Here is a 16,216-nt window from a genome sequence, read left to right on the forward strand (position 1 = left end):
CGGCGCCGGCATTTCAGCAGAGGAAAGCATGGAACAATTTCACGGCACTACCATTCTGTCCGTCCGTCGCGGCAATACCGTCGCGCTGGGCGGCGACGGCCAGGTCACGCTCGGCAATATCGTCATGAAAGGCAGCGCCCGCAAGGTGCGCAAGCTGTACCAGGGCAAGGTGCTTGCCGGCTTCGCGGGTGGCACGGCCGATGCATTCACCCTGATCGAGCGCTTTGAGGGCAAACTGGAAAAGCACCAGGGCAACCTGATGCGCGCCTCGGTCGAACTGGCCAAGGACTGGCGCACCGACCGCATGCTGCGCCGCCTGGAAGCGATGCTGCTGGTGGCGGATCGCGAATCGACCCTGATCATCACCGGCAACGGCGACGTGCTGGAACCGGAGAGCGGCATCGGTGCGATCGGCTCCGGCGGCGCGTATGCGCAATCGGCCGCCAAGGCGCTGCAGGAAAACACCGACCTGCCGCCGGTCGAGATCGTGAAGAAAGCGCTCACTATCGCCGGCGAACTCTGCATCTACACCAACCTGTCGCACACCATCGAGACCCTCGAATAACGCGATCCGATACAGGCAAGACACCATGAACATGACTCCGCAAGAAATCGTTTCCGAACTCGACAAGCACGTCGTCGGACAGGGCCGCGCCAAGCGCGCCGTCGCCATCGCGCTGCGCAACCGCTGGCGCCGCCAGCAGGTGGGCGAGCCGCTGCGCCACGAAATCACGCCGAAGAACATCCTCATGATCGGCCCGACCGGCGTCGGCAAGACCGAGATCGCGCGCCGCCTCGCCAAACTGGCGGACGCGCCCTTTATCAAGATCGAGGCGACCAAGTTCACCGAAGTCGGCTATGTCGGCCGCGACGTCGACACCATCGTGCGCGACCTGGTGGACATCGGCATCAAGCAGACGCGCGAATCCGAAATGCGCAAGGTGCGCACGCGCGCCGAAGACGCGGCGGAAGACCGCGTGCTCGACATCCTGCTGCCGCCGCCGCGCGACTTCGGCTTCAGCGCAACGCCGAGTGCTTCGGAAACGGATGCACAAGCGGGCAACAGCACTCGACAGGCCTTCCGAAAGCGCCTGCGCGAGGGTTCGCTGGACGACAAGGAAATCGAGATCGAAGTGTCCGAAGCCAGCCCGCACATGGAAATCATGGCGCCGCCCGGCATGGAAGAAATGACCGAGCAGATCAAGTCCATGTTCTCGGGTCTCGGCGGCGGGCGCAAGAAGAAGCGCAAGCTGAAGATCAAGGAAGCGATGAAGCTGCTGGTCGACGAGGAAGCCGCCAAGCTCGTCAACGACGAAGAACTCAAGCAGAAGGCGATCGCCAATGTCGAGCAGAACGGCATCGTGTTCCTCGACGAGATCGACAAGATCGCCAGCCGCTCGGAAGTCGGTGGCGCGGATGTGTCGCGCGCCGGTGTGCAGCGCGACCTGTTGCCGCTGGTGGAAGGCACGACGGTGAATACCAAGTACGGCATGATCAAGACCGACCACATCCTGTTCATTGCCTCCGGCGCCTTCCATCTCGCCAAGCCGTCCGACCTGATCCCGGAGCTGCAGGGCCGCTTCCCGATCCGCGTCGAACTGGAGTCGCTGTCGATCGCCGATTTCGAGCGCATCCTGACCAGCACCGATGCCTGCCTGACGCGCCAGTACGAAGCGCTGCTGGGCACCGAAGGCGTGAAGATCGCGTTCGCCGACGACGGCATCCGCCGGCTCGCGGAGATCGCTTTCTCGGTCAACGAGAAGACGGAAAACATCGGCGCGCGCCGCCTGTACACCGTGATGGAAAAACTGCTGGAAGAAGTATCGTTCTCCGCCACCGACGCCTCCGGCCAGACGGTGACGATCGATGCCGCCTACGTCAATGACAAACTCGGCGCGCTGGCCGTCAACGAAGACCTGTCGCGCTACGTGCTGTAATCATGGCCAACAAGGCACTCGCCAAGCGGCAGAAGCTGACCATCCGTGTCGAGCCCTCGCAGCGGGCGCTGAAGCCGCGCAATCCGATCGCGCTTGCCGCCAAGCAGAGGGTGGCGGGCGCGCATCGCAAGAATGCTTCAGGCGAGAGGCAATTGCATGAGCGCCTGCTGAAGAAATTGCTCGGCGGGACCGACGACAAGTAAGTCAGCGCATCGGGCCGGGTGCAACGCCCGGCAGCGATTGCGCGGGCGGTTGTGGCGGCACGGGTACCGGAGCCGGCTGAGCAGGTGCTGCAGGTATTGTGGGCGCTGGGCTGACGACTGTGGTTGGCGGCGCAGTAGTCGTGGCTGCCGGCGGAACCGGAGCTGGTGACGGAGCAGGAAGCGCCGCCGGCGGTGTCTGCGGAGGTTGCGGCTGCGCGGGTGCGGTTTGCGGTGTGATTGCCTGTGGTACAGCCTGGACAGGCGGCATTGCAGGGACCGGTTGCTGTGCTGCTTGTGCCGCCTGCGCACGTGAAGGAACAGGCTGGCTCGCTGCCGGCCGGCTTGGGGTCGTCGCCGGTGCTGCTGCAATCCCTTCCAATCCTTTCGCATTATCCGGCAGGTCGACACGCTTGTTGGCGCCGCCTTCCGACAGCAGCACGTGGTCGCGGTGCACTTCCTTCACCATTACACCCGGAACAACTTCCTCATCCACACCAATTGCCTGTGCCGGCTTGCCGTCGGCGCTGATGATCGCCACGCTGCTGCGCGGGCTTCCCGAAAAGATCACGCCGCGCAATTGATAATTGCTGGCCGTCGCGACGGGCCCCTTGCTGCTACCGAACAGCGTGCCGGCGGCGTCGGGCCGAATCTCGGCCTGCGCGACGCGCGGCGGGGCAGCCACCGGGCGCACCGGTGGCTTGAACAGCTGCATCGCCCAGTACGCCACCGAGGCGCATAGCGCCACGAACAGCACGAAACTCACGATAAGCGGCAGGCGCCTCATTCCAGTCCTTTTCTCTTTGTTGTTATCGCACCAGCTGGTTGATCTCGATGATCGGCATCAGCACCGCCAGCACGATCAGCAGGACCACCACGCCCATGACCAGGATCAGGGCAGGCTCGAGCAGGCCGGCGATCGTCATCGCGCGCCGCTCCAGGTCGGTTTCCTGCGCGTTCGACGCTCGCTCGAGCATGGCCGGCAATTCGCCGGTCACTTCGCCGGCGCGGATCATGTGGATCAGCATCGGCGGGAAATGCTTGTGCGCGGACAGGGCGCGCGCCAGTCCCACGCCTTCGCGCACGCTGGTAGTTGCTTCTTCCACCTGCTGGCGCATGGCGACGTTCGACAGCGTATCGCGGCTGGTCTGCAGCGCGCGCAGGATGGGCACGCCGGAACCGGTTGTAATGGCGAGCGTGCTGGCGAAGCGCGCCGTGTTCAGGCTGCGTTCGAACTTGCCGTAGAGCGGCGCATTCAGCAGCCAGCGGTGCCAGCCGAACTTGATGTCGGGATTCTTCAGCGCGGTACGCCACGCAAGGAAAGCGGCCGCCACCACCAGCGCAACCAGCCATCCGTAGGCGCGCACGAAGTCGGAGATCGCCAGCATGACGACGGTGAGGAGCGGCAGCTTCTGCTTGGTATTGGCGAACACCGACACGATCTGCGGCACGACATAGGCCAGCAGGAAAATCACGATCGAGAACGCGACCACCGTGACAATGGCCGGATAGGTAAATGCCAGCCGCACTTTTTGCACGAGGGAATTGCGGCGCTCGATGTAATCGGCGAGGCGCGACAGCACGCGCGACAGCTGGCCGATCTGTTCGCCCGATGCGACCAGCGCGCGGTAGATGTCGGCGAAGTCGCGCGGATGCCGCGACAGCGCATCCGACAGTGAGGAGCCGCCCATCACTTCCGAACGGACCGAAGCAACCAGATCGCGCACATAGGGGCGCTCTGCCTGTTCCAGCAAGGCGGTGAAGGCCTGCTCCAGCGGCAGGCTGGCTTCGAGCAGGCTGGCAAGCTGGCGAGTGAACAGCGCCAGCTCGGTCGTCGACAACCGATCGCCGAACATGCTGCGGCGCGTCTGTCCGAGTTCGTCGACCTGGGCCGCGATGGCATCGACGACGATGGGCACCAGGCCCTGCGAGCGCAGGTCCGAGCGTGCGGCGCGTGCGCTATCGGCGTTCACCACACCCTTGCGAGTCGCGCCTGCTTCATCGACGGCTTCATAGCGGAATGCCGGCATCTGCCCTTTACTCCTTCGTCACGCGCAGCAGTTCGGCCTGCGTGGTCACGCCTTCGGCAAGCCAGCGCTCGCCATCCTCGCGCATGGTGCGCATGCCGTCGCGCTGCGCGGTCACGCGAATCTCCGCCTCCGACGCGCGGTCGTGGATCTGCGAACGGATTTCATCGGTGGTGACCAGCAGCTCGTACACACCGACGCGTCCCTGGTAACCGGTCTGGCCGCACTTGTCGCAGCCGACCGCATGCCACTGGTGCCCATCGTGCCGGCGGCAGACCGGGCACAGCTTGCGCACCAGGCGCTGCGCGACCACACCGAGCAGCGAGGACGACAACAGGAAAGGTTCAATGCCCATGTCCAGCAGGCGGGTGACCGCGGAGGCCGAATCATTGGTATGCAGCGTCGCCAGCACGAGGTGACCTGTGAGCGATGCCTGCACAGCGATCTGCGCGGTTTCGAGGTCGCGGATCTCGCCGATCATGATGATGTCCGGGTCCTGGCGCAGGATAGCGCGCAGGGCCTTGGCGAAGGTCATGTCGATGCGCGCATTGACCTGGGTCTGGCCGACGCCGGCCAACTCGTATTCGATCGGGTCTTCGACGGTGAGGATGTTGGTTGCCGGCGCATTCAGCTTCGACAGCGCAGCGTAGAGCGTGGTGGTCTTGCCGGAACCGGTCGGGCCGGTCACCAGCACAATGCCGTGCGGCTGGCTGATGAGGTCGTCGAACTGTTTCTGCACCTCGGGGCTCATGCCGAGGTGGCTCAAGTCCATGCGGCCGCCTTCCTTGTCGAGCAGGCGCAGCACCGCGCGTTCGCCGTGGCCGGTCGGCAGCGTCGAGACGCGCACGTCGACCGCCTTGCCGCCAACGCGCAAGGCGATGCGGCCATCCTGCGGCAGGCGCTTCTCGGCGATGTCGAGCTGCGCCATGATCTTGATGCGCGAAATCAGCGAGGCGTGGATGGCCTTCTTCGGACGCACCACGTCACGCAATGCGCCGTCGACTCGGAAGCGCACGACCGACACCTGCTCGAAGGGCTCGATATGGATGTCCGATGCCTCTTCACGCAGCGCCTGGGTCAGCAGCGCGTTGATCATGCGGATCACCGGCGCATCGTCGGCCGATTCCAGCAAGTCCTCGATGGCCGGCATGTCCAGCATCAGCTTGGTGAGGTCGAGGTCGGATTCGACTTCGTCCACCACCTGTGCGGCATCATCGCCGGAATTGGCATAGGTGCGCGCGATCGCTGCTTCCAGCTCTTCACGCGGAATCGACTTGAGCTTGACGCGGCCGAAGCGGCGGCTGACTTCCGCGATGGCGGAAGGCGCGGTGGCTTCGGACACCCACACCTCGACGGCGTTGTTCGCCGCCTCGCTGCGCCGTGCAAGCACGGCGTGGTCGCGGGCGAAGGCGTAAGGCAAAAGACGGGCGTCGCTCAATACGGTACTCATTGCTATTTACTCTGGTTCTGGTCCGCCGGCGGCGTTCCCCCTGAGGGCGGGGTCGACGGCGGCACACCCATCGCTTCCGGACGGCCCGCCGGCGGAATGTTCAACATGGAGCCGCCGACCGGACGGCCATCCTGCAATGGCGGCAGCACCGGCGTCTGCACTTCCGGCAGGATGACGCTGCTGCCGCGCGAGTCGTTCTGCACATTGCGGATGAAATCGTAACGGTCGCCGGCGAGGTTCACGCTCTGGAAATTGGTGCGCACCACGGTCGGGCGCAGGAATACCATGAGGCTGGTCTTGGTGCCCTTGCGTGTCTGGTACTTGAAGAGGTTGCCGACGACGGGAATGTCGCCCAGCGCCGGCACCTTTTCCACGCCGTCTTCCACCCGGTCCTCGATCAAGCCGCCGAGGACCAGGATCTGGCCGTCGTCGACCAGTACATTGGTTTCGATCGAACGCTTGGTGGTGGTGATGTCCGACGTGCCCGCCGTGCGCGGCAGGACTGCGGAAATCTCCTGGTAGATCGCCATCTTGACCGTTCCACCTTCCGACACCTGGGGCTTCACGCGCAGCGCGAGGCCGACATCGCGGCGTTCGATGGTCTGGAACGGATTGACGCCGGCGGCGCCACCCGAAGCCTGGGTGGTGAACTGGCCGGTCACGAAAGGCACGTTCTGGCCGACGATGATGCGCGCCTCCTCGTTGTCGAGCGTGATGAGGTTAGGCATCGACAGGATGTTTGCGTTCCCTTGCGTTTCCAGCGCGCGCGCGATTGCGCCGAGCGTGAGCGCGCCGTTGACCTGACGGAAGATGCCGATGTTGAGGCCGTTGCCTGGAGGTAGCGGATTGCCGGTGGTGGCATTGTTCACGGCCTGGTTAATCAGGTTGTTGCCTCCCGAACCAAAACCGCTGGCTACGCCAAGGCGGTAGCGGCTGGCGTCGTCGCCCGACAGGCCGGCCCACTGCACGCCGAGTTCCGCCGCTTTTTCGGCGGAAACTTCGACGATCAGCGATTCGACGTACACCTGCGCGCGGCGCGCATCGAGCTGGTCGATGACGGCGCGCAGGTTGCGGTAGACGGTTTCGCTGGCCGTGATGATGAGCGCATTGGTCGCGGGGTCGGCCTGGATGAAGCCTGCCGGCCCGCCAGTCGGCAGCGCGGCCGGCGTCGTGGATTGCTGCAGCGCCCCCTGCCCGAGCTGCGATTGCTGGCCCTGTGCGGCAGCCTGCGGCTGCTGCGGTTGCGGTTGTGTGCCGGCCTGCTGCGGCGAGCTGGTGTCGGACGCGACAACCGCGCGCAGGGTTTGCGCAAGGCGCACCGCGTCCGCGTTCTTCAGGTAGACCACATGCACGTTGCCCGGCTGCGCGGTCGGCTGGTCGAGCTTGGCGATCAGCGACTTGGCGAGGTTGGCGCGCGCAACGGAAGGCGCACGGATGATGAGCGAATTGCTGCGCGCATCGGCCAGCACGGTGACGCGGCCCGCGTCGGGACCGGCAGCAGGCGCGCCGCCCTGGTCCAGCAAGCGGTTGATCACCTGCGCGAGGTCGCTCGCGGAGGCATTGCGTACCGGGACGATGTCGAGGTCGCCCACGGCCGGCGCGTCGAGTGCGGCGATGATGCGGCCAAGGCGCTTCAGGTTGTCCGCATAGTCGGTGATGACGATGCTGTTGTTGCCGGGATTGACGTTGATCGTGTTGTTCGGGGAGATCAGCGGGCGCAGCACCTGCACCAGGTTGTTGGCGGATTCATAGTTGAGGCGGAAGATTTGCGTGGCGATCTGGTCGCCGCGCACGTCGCCGGCCTGCGTCGGGCCTGCCTGCAGCTTCGCATCCGCTTCCGGCACCACCTTGAGCAAGCCCTCTGTCCGCACCACCGCGAAGCCCTGCAGGCGCAGCGCCGAGGTCAGCATCTGCAAGGCCTGCGCCTTGGTCACCGGCTTCTCTGACACGAGGTTGATGGTGCCCTTGACGCGCGGATCGATGATGAAGGTGTTGCGCGTGTAATGGCCGACCGCCTTGACCACCGATTCGATGTCGGCGCCGACGAAGTTGAGCGTGGCCTGGTTGGAGGCCGGGTCCTGCGTGTACGCGACCGGCGCGCCGGCGATTGCACACAGCAGCACCGCTGCCGCTCCCACCCGGCGCAATCCGGCCCGGCCCTGCCATGTTTCTGCTGATCGATTTTTTTTCATTTGAACTCTAGCGCGATAACATCCTTGTCGCCTTCTCGTCGGCGCTGTCCCAGCAAATTCAAGAGATTTGCCAGCCTTTCTTCCTGACCTGCTTCCGCTTCTGCCTTTCCCGAAAACTGCAATCTACCGTTCGTCAGCGTGCCGTTACCACTCAACAGCATCGGCCCTTTGATCGTTGTCAATGCCAGTTGCGCCTGCCGCCCGCGCCAGTCCATTATCAGTTGGTAAGCGCCCAAGGGTTTGACCGGTGACAGACGCGACGCAATGTCCTCCATGCGCAGCGTCGCCGTGCCGGCCACTTCGACTGCGTTGCCTTGGCGCGCCACCTGCAGCGGCGTCCATGACAGCTGCATGCGGCCCGATGGCTGGATGGTATTGAGCGGCGCCCCCAGCCCGGCCAATCGTTCTGCCGGCAGTGTGACCGCCGCCGGGCTCACCTGCCACTGGAACCAGTCGCCGGTAATCTTCAAAGGCTGCGACAGCGCCTCGGCATTTTCGACATCGACATCCACCTGCCCCAGCAGCACCATCGGCGACAAGTGCCAGGCGAACCGTCCGGGCAGCAGGGGCGTCACCGGATCGGCGCCACTTGGCGCGCCACCGACGAAAGCCGACCCGCGCCACAATGTACCTTGCGCATCGCCGAGCGCGAGGCGTCCGCCCGACTGCGATTCGACCAGCGCGGCCATCCATGCTGCCGGGCAAAACGCCAGCAGCGTCAGCACCATGGCGAGCGTACCCGCCAGCAACCATATCACGAGACGTCGCACCGGCTTTTCCTCACTCGCCGCGCTGCTGGCGCAGGGTCAGGTTGGCATTCACCGTGTCCGGTTGCTGCTGTGTTTCGACCATTGCTTCCAGTACGGACATGCGTGCGGTCTTCTGCGCGTCGGCCAGCCACTCGGCCAGCGCCGAGAACGGCACGCCATTCAATTGCAGTTTGGCAAGCTCACCGCTCACGGTGACGCCCTGCGCTTTCAGCCCCTTGCGTGCGAGTGACGCCTCGATGCTTTCGCGCGTCATTGCCGGCGGCGCGGCCGCAGGTGTCTTGCTGCCGAGCGCAGACGCTTCTTTCGACAGTGCCTGGACTTCGGCCGCCTGCTGGCGCAGGTTGGGCAGTTTCTTTTCGAGGTCGGCACGCCCGCTGATTGCCGGATCGATCAGCAGCGCGTACAGCAAGCCGAAGAGAATGACCACGGCGGCCAGCGCCAGCATGTTCTGCTCGCGCTTGTTGCGTTCGCTCCAGAATTGTTTCATGCCACTGGTACGCGCCATTATTTGCCGCTCCTGATTTGCCAGACGCCCGCTGTGGACTGGGTGAGCGACAGGTTGCGCGACGACAGCGCGGTTTTCAGCTGCTCCATCGACGCCGACGTGCCCGGTTTGAGTTTGACGGTGAGGCTGCGGTCGCGGTATTCGAGGCTGGCAACCGGTGCGGGTCCTTGCCCGGTCGATGCCCATGCTTCGCTGAATGCCGACGCCAATGCAAGGAAATCGTCCGGCGCCAATTGGCCCGAGTCGCGCTGTGCACCGGCCATCTTCTGCCTGAGTTGCGCGAGCGGATCGATAATGACCGGATCCTTTGGAAAGGCCGCGCGGTAAGTCTGCACCATGCCATTGCTCAGCGCCGATGCTTCGCGCTTGAGGCGAAGCCAGTCGACATTGAGGCCAATCACGTTGACGAGCAGCACCGCCGCACCAATGACCAGCGGCCAGCGCCACGGCTTCCAGTCGAACTGCGGTCCGGCGCCGCTGCCCATTCCCGCGATCAGGTCGACACCTGCCTTGCCCGCGCCGGCAACCCAGCGTTGCCAGCTATCGGCGTGCAGCGTGATGCGCTGCTCCAGCGTCGGCGCGACATGCAGCGATTCCTGGTAATCGCGCACGCGTGATTGCGGCACATAGAGCGCGATGGGCGCGGCCGGCACGACCGCGGCGAGGGATTGCATCGCTTCGAATGCGAGTGATTCGGGCTGATCGGCAATGATTGACAGTCCCAGTCCATCCTGTTCGGCGACGCGGACAGCGAGGTCGGCTTCAGGGCCATGTTCGGAGACCGCCGCCGAAGCGGTGTCGCCCTGGTACGGCAGGCACAGTTGCGAGGGTACCGCCGAGATGTTGCGCGCCCCAAGGGAACGCAGCGTACGTATCAGTAGCTCAAGCCAGTTGCGACCGACGACCGCGACCGTGCGCAAACCCGCATGCATGTCACCGGCGACCACCACGCATTCCTCGGGATCGCTCATCAGGCGGTCCTCGACCAGATTGGGCAGTGCCGCGCGCAGCTTTGCGCCGGACAGCGGCGGCATCTTGACGCGCAGCAGGGTGACGTCGCTCGCGGCGAGCAGCAGCACCACGCGTTGCGCGCGCTTCACCTGCTCGGCCAGTTCGGACAAGGCAGCCACGCCTTCTCGCTCGACGGCGCCGCTGGCAGATGCGACTGCATAGTGGCAGTACAGCGGCACGCCGGGCTGCAAGCCTTCGGCGGCGGCGTGCGATGGCAGGCGGATGTATAGGTTGCTCAAGGTCTCACTTTCTTGTTCTTAGTACTCGCGTATCCAGAGGACGGTTTGCCTTGCCTGGTCCCGCTTGATCAGTGCCTGCATCTCCATGCCGGCGCGATTCAGGCGCACATTGCCGTTCACAAAGAAATAGCTTGTCTTGACGTCGAGGCCATCGCGATTAAGTCCCGCCGACAAAGGCAGGTCGTTCAATGATTGAAACGGTCGGCTTTGCCGTGCCGCAACCAAAGATGACGCTTCGGCAAGCGACAGTGTATCAACTTTGGCAGCAATCACTTCTGCGGGGGCAGTGTTGACGTTGATCTTTGTCACGTCGGAGGGGAGGACTACCACGTAATTCCTGACCTTCTCCAGAAGTTCCGGCGTAAAGCCGGGTACAGCCAGCAGGTCGTCGACGTGCAGCAGCTCCATTGGCAGGGGTGCGGAATCGGCCTTGGCGGCAGGCGCGCCGCCGGGTGACGGGGTCTTGGGCTGTGTCGACTGCATCAGCACCGCCGTGGCACGTGACAGTGCAGGATTGATGCCGAGCAAGGTAAGCAGCTTGCCGAAACGCGCGACCTCCTGGTCGTTGATGACGCCGTTGCTGCAGAGATTGCGCAAGTTGTAGCGTGCCTGCGCATCGGTGATGCCGCCGGAGAGCGCCGCATCCGGCACATCACCGGCCCTGTCCTTTTCCACGTACTGGTCGAGGCGAGTTTCGGCAAGCGGCACCGCCCAAGGCTCACCGAGATGGTCGATATCGCCGTAGCGGTTGCCGATGCGCTTGTCCTCGCCGAGGATCAGCCGCGCCCAGTCGAGCGCGCCACGCAGGATCCATTGCTTCTGCAACTGCAGGCGCTGGTTTTCAATGGACCGCACCTGCACCTGCTGCTGCCAGAAGAGGCTGGCGACGATGGTGATCGCGAGGGTGGTCAGCAGCAGCGCGGTGATGACGGCGACACCGCGTTGACGATGAATTCTGCGCTTCATCATGCGGCACCCAGCAGGAAAATCTTCACCAGGTTTTCCGGACTGCCGCGCACCCGGAGCGAGACTTCCAGCCCGGTCGGGGGAATGGTCGCGCCGCCCGGTCCGGTTCCGCCTTCCATGCCCGCAGGGCGCCACTCGCGGTCGACCCAGCTGCGGATGATCATGGCATCGATGCTTGCATGCAATGTGACCGCGGGGACCGTCGCCGTGTCACCCAGCGCCGTGAGCCAGGCGGTGTCCAGCTCCTTGAGGTCACGCGTCGGAATCGATTCGCGGCGTGTGAGCAGGCCGCCTTCGATGCGATAGGCGACAACTTGCACGCGCGACGGCTGGTTCTCGGCGAACACCATGCGCACCAGCGTCAGCCGTCCCGCCTGCACGGAGAGCACCGGACGACGGCCGATATCCTCGACCTTCGCGATATGCCCTGTATCGCTTTGCATCTGCGCAAAGGCGAGCTGCAGGCCGCGCGTCTGGTCCAGCTCCTGGTTGAGCGACACGCGCGAGCGCACGATGGTATCCAACCCGCGCCAGCCGAGCACGGCGACGATCGCCATGATGGTGATGGCGACCAGCAATTCGATCAGCGTGAAGCCGCGGTGGGATGTCTTCATTGGCGCGACACGATCTGCGCCAGCTTGATGATCTGACGGCCAGGATCGTCCTCGTTGTACACCACCACTTCGACGCGGCGGAAAAAGGGATTCGGCGTGGCGAACACTTCTTCCTCGCAATTGAGGCGCAATTCGCCCTGCGGGCAGGCGAAGCTGCGTTTGCCGATGGCGGGATATTCGCGTCGCAGGCGGATTTCGGCGAGCCGGTTTTCGGCGGACCAGGTCGCCATCATGGAGGCGCGCAGGCCGCTGCTGTTCTGGGTGAGGCTGCCCACTGCACGCAGGCTGGCGCCGAGCGCCGTGCCGACCACGACGAGCGCGACCAGCACTTCCAGCAGGGTGAAGCCGGCATGCGTGGAAATGGAGCGCCGACGCATGTCACTCGACCACAAAATGACCGACGCCATCGGCGTGGATGGCCACGCTGGCATCGCCGAGCGTGAAGGTCAGGATGAAGGGCTTGTCCACTGGTTCGCGCCCGAATACGACGCGCATCGGATTGGATTCGGCGGCAGTCGGCGGATCGATGGAGAGCGCAATCGGCCCGCGCGGGAATTCGCGCTCGCGCAGCAGGTCGTCCTGCGTCAGCGCCTGCCACTTGTTGCCGTCGCGGATCAGGAAGCGATAACGTTCGGGTTCGGCCTCGAAGGCGATCGGCCGGTTGCGCACGATCGCTTCGTCACGGGCCAGCTGAAGGAGAAGCGCCACGCGCTGCGCTTCTCCTTGCAGGACCTGGCGTTCGCCCTGCATGGCGTTGAGGCCGACCATGCCGAGCAGGATGCCGGCGATGACCAGCACCACCAGCAGTTCGAGCAGCGTGAAGCCGCGCGCGGGAGTGCAGCGCGCAACACGCTGTTGGAGATTGGAAGGCTTGACTATAGATCCCACGAACCGATGTCTGCGTCATTGCCGGTACCGCCAGGCTGGCCGTCGGCGCCGTAGGAGAAAACGTCGACCTCACCCTTGACGCCCGGCGACAGGTACTGGTACTGGCCACCCCAGGGGTCCTTGGGCAGCTTGTCGAGATAGCCGCCATTCTTCCAGCCATTGGCTGCAGGGCCGCTGGTCGGCTTCGCGATGAGGGCCTGCAGGCCCTGCTCGGTCGTCGGATAACGCTGGTTGTCCAGCTTGTACAGCTTGAGCGCCTGCATCAGGGTCGCGATGTCCTGCCTGGCGGCGGTGATGCGCGCGTCATCCGCGCGGCCCATCAGCTTCGGCACCACCAGTGCGGCAAGGATACCCATGATGACGACCACCACCATGATTTCGATCAGGGTAAAGCCGCGCTGGGCGGTACGGCCGGCCGAGCGGCGCAGGGAAATGACTTTGGTTAGCATCGAGGAATCTTCAAAGGATGACAAACAAACCACTAGTATAAGGCCTGCACGGGCATGGGATGCTTTGAGCGCGGGCAATAAGTCTGTGGGGAAAACAGCATGCTGATGATGCTGTGCGGCACGGTATCGGTGGGTTGTAATCGCCGCCTTGCTACAGACCTCGACTGGCCGTGACGGTTCCCGCATGCAATCGAGGAACAAACATGGGCGTAATATAGTCTCCAAGACAACAAAGGAGAACATCATGGCACTGCATCGTCCTGCTCCCGGAGAGTTGATCGATATCCGCCCCTTGGGCGACAAGCTGGCAGAGGCGGATTCCATCGCGCTGGCGAGGACCGACGACTTCGAAGTGATGCGCGTGGTGATGCCAGCGGGGAAGACGATACCGGAGCACAGCGTGCCGGCCGAACTGACCCTGCAATGCCTGGAAGGAACAGTCGATGTCCAGGCACTAGGCCGTACGCAAACGCTGGAAGCAGGCCAGATGCTTTACCTGCACGGTAATACGCCCTATGCGCTGCAGGCGCGCGCCAATGCCTCGGTGCTGATGACCGTCCTGCGCAAGGAAAACATGAAAGGATGATGCGCGCCGGGAATATCTCCCGGCGGCATTCAGGCGGCTTCGTCGCGCGGATCGCGCGACAGCAGGCGTTCGACCATTGCGCGCGGCGAATCGCCGTCGAACAGGACGGCTGCAACCGCATTGGTGATCGGCATGTCGACACCCACATCCTGCGCCAGCGCGCGCACTGCCTGGGCACAGCGCACGCCCTCGGCAACGTGACCGAGTTCGGCAACGATGGTGTCGAGTTTCTTGCCCTGCGCCAGGCCGAGGCCGACCTTGCGGTTGCGCGACAGGTCGCCGGTGCAGGTGAGGATGAGGTCGCCGACGCCGGCCAGCCCCATGAAGGTTTCGGTACGGCCGCCGAGGGCGACACCCAGTCGGGTTATTTCGGCGAGGCCGCGCGTGATGAGCGCGGCGCGTGCATTCAATCCCAGTCCCATGCCGTCGATGACGCCGGTGGCGATGGCCAGGATATTTTTCACCGCGCCGCCCACTTCGACACCGACCAGGTCGTCGGTCGAATAGACGCGCATCGAGCGGCCATGTACCGCCGCCACCACGCATTCGCGCAGTGCCGCCGATGTCGACGCCACCGTCAGCGCGCAAGGCAGACCGGCCGCAACTTCCTGCGCGAACGACGGCCCGGACAGTGCCCCATGCGGCAGTTCCGCACCGAGCACTTCGCGCACGACCTGGTGCGGCAGCAACCGGGTCTTTTCTTCAAAGCCCTTGCACAGCCAGACGAGGTTGGGAATGGATTTGCCCTGCAGGCGCTGCGCCAGCGGACGCAGGCCGGCGACGGAGGATGCGATGATCAGCAGGCCTTCGCCCCGGCCGGCATGGTCTACCGCGGCCTGGAAATCGGCGGTTGCCTGCACGCCCGGCGGCAATGCAAAGCCGGGCAGGTAGGCGGCATTCTCGCGCTTTGCCTCGGCATCGCGCATCGCCCCCTCTTCACGCCCCCACAAGACGACCTTGTGGCGGTCGGCGAGCAGGATCGCCAGCGCGGTGCCCCAGGCACCGGCGCCGAGAATGGAGACGTTCATGGACCTGCAGCTGGCAGCGGGCGACATCACTCGCCCCAGACTTCAGAAACGCGCACGAAACCGGACTGGCCGTCGCGATGCTTCACCTTGAGCCAGCCGCCTACGGGGGAATCGACCATGTCCAGCAACACGCCCTTTTCCGCGGTAAAGACCACGGGAGCGGCCTCTTCGGCCGCTGACCGCACGCGCGCAGTCGCCGCATTCACGACGACGCTACGGCGCTGCACCAGCGCGCGTGCCTGCACCCATGACAGATCGCCCGCCATGTCGCGTACCTTGACCCACTCGCCGTAGGTCAGGACGACTTCGACCGGCATGCCGCGCGGCGCAACGAACACCTTGCGCCCCTTGGGCGACGGCGCGTCATAGAACACGGCCGGCACGGGTCCGATCGATTTGAACTCGAGCGCATGCGCTGCGCCCGTCACTGCGAGCAACGCCGCGCACAACACGAACAGACGCGCAGATTTCATCCAGTCTCCCTGCGATATGGCGGCTGCTTCTTAGTGCTTGGCCGGGGAGCCGTCGGGCATCACCAGGCCGGTTGCGCCCTGTGCCTGTTGCTGCTGTTGTTGTTGCTGGAGCTGCTGCAGGCGCTGCTGGTAGAAGGCTTCGAAGTTGATTTCGGCCAGGTGCACCGGCGGGAAGCCCGCACGGGTGATCACGTCGGCGATGTTGGCGCGCAGGTAGGGATAGATGATGTTCGGGCAGCCGATGCCGAGCAGCGGGTCGAGCTGTTCCGCCGGGATGTTGGCGGCTTCGAAAATGCCGGCCTGCTTGCCTTCCACGAGGAACGCAACCTTGTCCTTGATCTTGGCAGTCACGGTGATGGTGACGGTCGACTCGAAAATCGTCTCTGCCAGCGCTTCCGCACCGACGTCCACGGACACCTCGATGTTCGGGCTTTCCTGCTCGAGGAAGATGGCCGGGGAGTTCGGCTGCTCGAGGGAGAGGTCCTTCAGGTAGACGCGCTGGATCTGGAATACGGGCTGGTTGTTTTGCTCGGACATGGAAGTCTTTCGTTGAATGTAGGAAGGAAAAAGGACGGCTTGCTGCCGTCCTTCCACTAAAAGAAGGCCAAGTTTAAGCGCCTTGCAGCAGCGCGTCCAGCTTGCCTTCGTGCTCGAGCTTGGAGAGATCGTCGAAGCCGCCGACATGGGTATCGCCGATGTAGATCTGCGGCACCGTGCGGCGGCCGGTCTTTTGCATCATCTCGACGCGCTGTTCCGGCTGCAGGTCGACGCGGACCTTTTCGATGTTCTGGACACCCTTGGCGGTCAGCAGGCGTTCCGCCATCACGCAGTAGGGGCAGACGCCGGTGCTGTACATTAAAACGCGTGCGGTCATGATCGCT

General features: G+C 64.4%; 20 protein-coding genes. 4 read left to right on the plus strand and 16 right to left on the minus strand.

The genetic code is table 11. The features are described 5' to 3' along the window. The first annotated feature begins 28 nt into the window (after window positions 1-28). Genes hslV through AYR66_RS00130 form a run of 3 tightly spaced genes read left to right on the plus strand, consistent with a single transcriptional unit; the run spans window position 29 to window position 2,140 of the window. The gene (hslV, locus tag AYR66_RS00120) at window positions 29-565 is read left to right on the plus strand and encodes an ATP-dependent protease subunit HslV (RefSeq protein WP_088709524.1); all 537 of its coding nucleotides are present in this window, start codon (window positions 29-31) and stop codon (window positions 563-565) included. Between the two features lie 25 nt (window positions 566-590). Then, on the plus strand, window positions 591-1,937 hold the full coding sequence (gene hslU / locus AYR66_RS00125; RefSeq protein WP_088705806.1) for an ATP-dependent protease ATPase subunit HslU: 1,347 nt from the start codon (window positions 591-593) through the stop codon (window positions 1,935-1,937). A gap of 2 nt (window positions 1,938-1,939) precedes the next feature. Continuing rightward, window positions 1,940-2,140, plus strand: a complete 201-nt coding sequence (locus AYR66_RS00130; RefSeq protein ID WP_088705807.1) for a hypothetical protein — start codon at window positions 1,940-1,942, stop codon at window positions 2,138-2,140. Window position 2,141: 1 nt separating this feature from the next. Here the strand turns inward: AYR66_RS00130 and AYR66_RS00135 are convergent, their stop codons facing one another. Genes AYR66_RS00135 through gspG form a run of 12 tightly spaced genes read right to left on the minus strand, consistent with a single transcriptional unit; the run spans window position 2,142 to window position 13,248 of the window. After that, window positions 2,142-2,924, minus strand: a complete 783-nt coding sequence (locus tag AYR66_RS00135) for a type II secretion system protein N (protein WP_088705808.1) — start codon at window positions 2,922-2,924, stop codon at window positions 2,142-2,144. A gap of 22 nt (window positions 2,925-2,946) precedes the next feature. Further along, on the minus strand, window positions 2,947-4,167 hold the full coding sequence (gene gspF / locus AYR66_RS00140) for a type II secretion system inner membrane protein GspF (protein ID WP_088705809.1): 1,221 nt from the start codon (window positions 4,165-4,167) through the stop codon (window positions 2,947-2,949). A gap of 7 nt (window positions 4,168-4,174) precedes the next feature. Continuing rightward, window positions 4,175-5,614 (minus strand): type II secretion system ATPase GspE, encoded by a 1,440-nt coding sequence (gspE, locus tag AYR66_RS00145; RefSeq protein WP_088705810.1) that lies wholly within the window; start codon window positions 5,612-5,614, stop codon window positions 4,175-4,177. A 2-nt stretch (window positions 5,615-5,616) separates the two neighbouring features. Continuing rightward, complete coding sequence (gene gspD / locus AYR66_RS00150) at window positions 5,617-7,806, minus strand: type II secretion system secretin GspD (protein ID WP_088705811.1); 2,190 nt, start codon at window positions 7,804-7,806, stop codon at window positions 5,617-5,619. Beyond that, window positions 7,803-8,576, minus strand: a complete 774-nt coding sequence (locus tag AYR66_RS00155) for a type II secretion system protein N (protein ID WP_088705812.1) — start codon at window positions 8,574-8,576, stop codon at window positions 7,803-7,805. Before AYR66_RS00155 ends, gspD begins: the two co-directional genes overlap by 4 nt. A 10-nt stretch (window positions 8,577-8,586) precedes the next feature. Beyond that, the gene (gene gspM, locus AYR66_RS00160; protein WP_088705813.1) at window positions 8,587-9,081 is read right to left on the minus strand and encodes a type II secretion system protein GspM; all 495 of its coding nucleotides are present in this window, start codon (window positions 9,079-9,081) and stop codon (window positions 8,587-8,589) included. Then, window positions 9,081-10,331: a type II secretion system protein GspL gene (gene gspL, locus AYR66_RS00165; protein ID WP_088705814.1), complete on the minus strand. Its 1,251-nt coding sequence runs from the start codon at window positions 10,329-10,331 to the stop codon at window positions 9,081-9,083. The genes gspM and gspL overlap by 1 nt, the downstream gene beginning before the upstream one ends. Window positions 10,332-10,349: 18 nt before the next feature. After that, complete coding sequence (gene gspK / locus AYR66_RS00170; RefSeq protein ID WP_337366587.1) at window positions 10,350-11,300, minus strand: type II secretion system minor pseudopilin GspK; 951 nt, start codon at window positions 11,298-11,300, stop codon at window positions 10,350-10,352. Beyond that, window positions 11,297-11,911, minus strand: coding sequence for a PulJ/GspJ family protein (locus AYR66_RS00175; RefSeq protein ID WP_088705815.1), 615 nt, complete (start codon window positions 11,909-11,911; stop codon window positions 11,297-11,299). Before AYR66_RS00175 ends, gspK begins: the two co-directional genes overlap by 4 nt. Further along, complete coding sequence (gene gspI, locus AYR66_RS00180) at window positions 11,908-12,288, minus strand: type II secretion system minor pseudopilin GspI (protein WP_088705816.1); 381 nt, start codon at window positions 12,286-12,288, stop codon at window positions 11,908-11,910. The genes AYR66_RS00175 and gspI overlap by 4 nt, the downstream gene beginning before the upstream one ends. A gap of 1 nt (window position 12,289) precedes the next feature. After that, on the minus strand, window positions 12,290-12,790 hold the full coding sequence (locus tag AYR66_RS00185) for a GspH/FimT family pseudopilin (protein ID WP_420093120.1): 501 nt from the start codon (window positions 12,788-12,790) through the stop codon (window positions 12,290-12,292). Then, the gene (gspG, locus tag AYR66_RS00190; RefSeq protein WP_088705818.1) at window positions 12,787-13,248 is read right to left on the minus strand and encodes a type II secretion system major pseudopilin GspG; all 462 of its coding nucleotides are present in this window, start codon (window positions 13,246-13,248) and stop codon (window positions 12,787-12,789) included. Before gspG ends, AYR66_RS00185 begins: the two co-directional genes overlap by 4 nt. Before the next feature lie 244 nt (window positions 13,249-13,492). Here gspG and AYR66_RS00195 point away from each other — a divergent pair, with 244 nt between their 5' ends. Further along, complete coding sequence (locus AYR66_RS00195) at window positions 13,493-13,834, plus strand: cupin domain-containing protein (RefSeq protein ID WP_088705819.1); 342 nt, start codon at window positions 13,493-13,495, stop codon at window positions 13,832-13,834. Between the two features lie 29 nt (window positions 13,835-13,863). Here the strand turns inward: AYR66_RS00195 and AYR66_RS00200 are convergent, their stop codons facing one another. The 4 genes from AYR66_RS00200 to grxC form a co-directional block, all read right to left on the minus strand. After that, complete coding sequence (locus tag AYR66_RS00200) at window positions 13,864-14,862, minus strand: NAD(P)H-dependent glycerol-3-phosphate dehydrogenase (RefSeq protein ID WP_088709526.1); 999 nt, start codon at window positions 14,860-14,862, stop codon at window positions 13,864-13,866. Window positions 14,863-14,888: 26 nt separating this feature from the next. Then, window positions 14,889-15,335 (minus strand): SH3 domain-containing protein, encoded by a 447-nt coding sequence (locus AYR66_RS00205; RefSeq protein WP_088705820.1) that lies wholly within the window; start codon window positions 15,333-15,335, stop codon window positions 14,889-14,891. A 30-nt stretch (window positions 15,336-15,365) separates the two neighbouring features. Continuing rightward, window positions 15,366-15,872: a protein-export chaperone SecB gene (gene secB, locus AYR66_RS00210; protein ID WP_088705821.1), complete on the minus strand. Its 507-nt coding sequence runs from the start codon at window positions 15,870-15,872 to the stop codon at window positions 15,366-15,368. Window positions 15,873-15,945: 73 nt separating this feature from the next. Beyond that, a complete protein-coding gene (gene grxC, locus AYR66_RS00215) occupies window positions 15,946-16,209 on the minus strand; it encodes a glutaredoxin 3 (protein WP_088705822.1) in 264 nt (87 codons plus the stop codon). Window positions 16,210-16,216 lie beyond the last annotated feature (7 nt).

Origin of the sequence: Noviherbaspirillum denitrificans (assembly GCF_002211445.1) — a bacterium.
GTDB classification, from domain to species: Bacteria; Pseudomonadota; Gammaproteobacteria; order Burkholderiales; family Burkholderiaceae_D; genus Noviherbaspirillum; species Noviherbaspirillum denitrificans.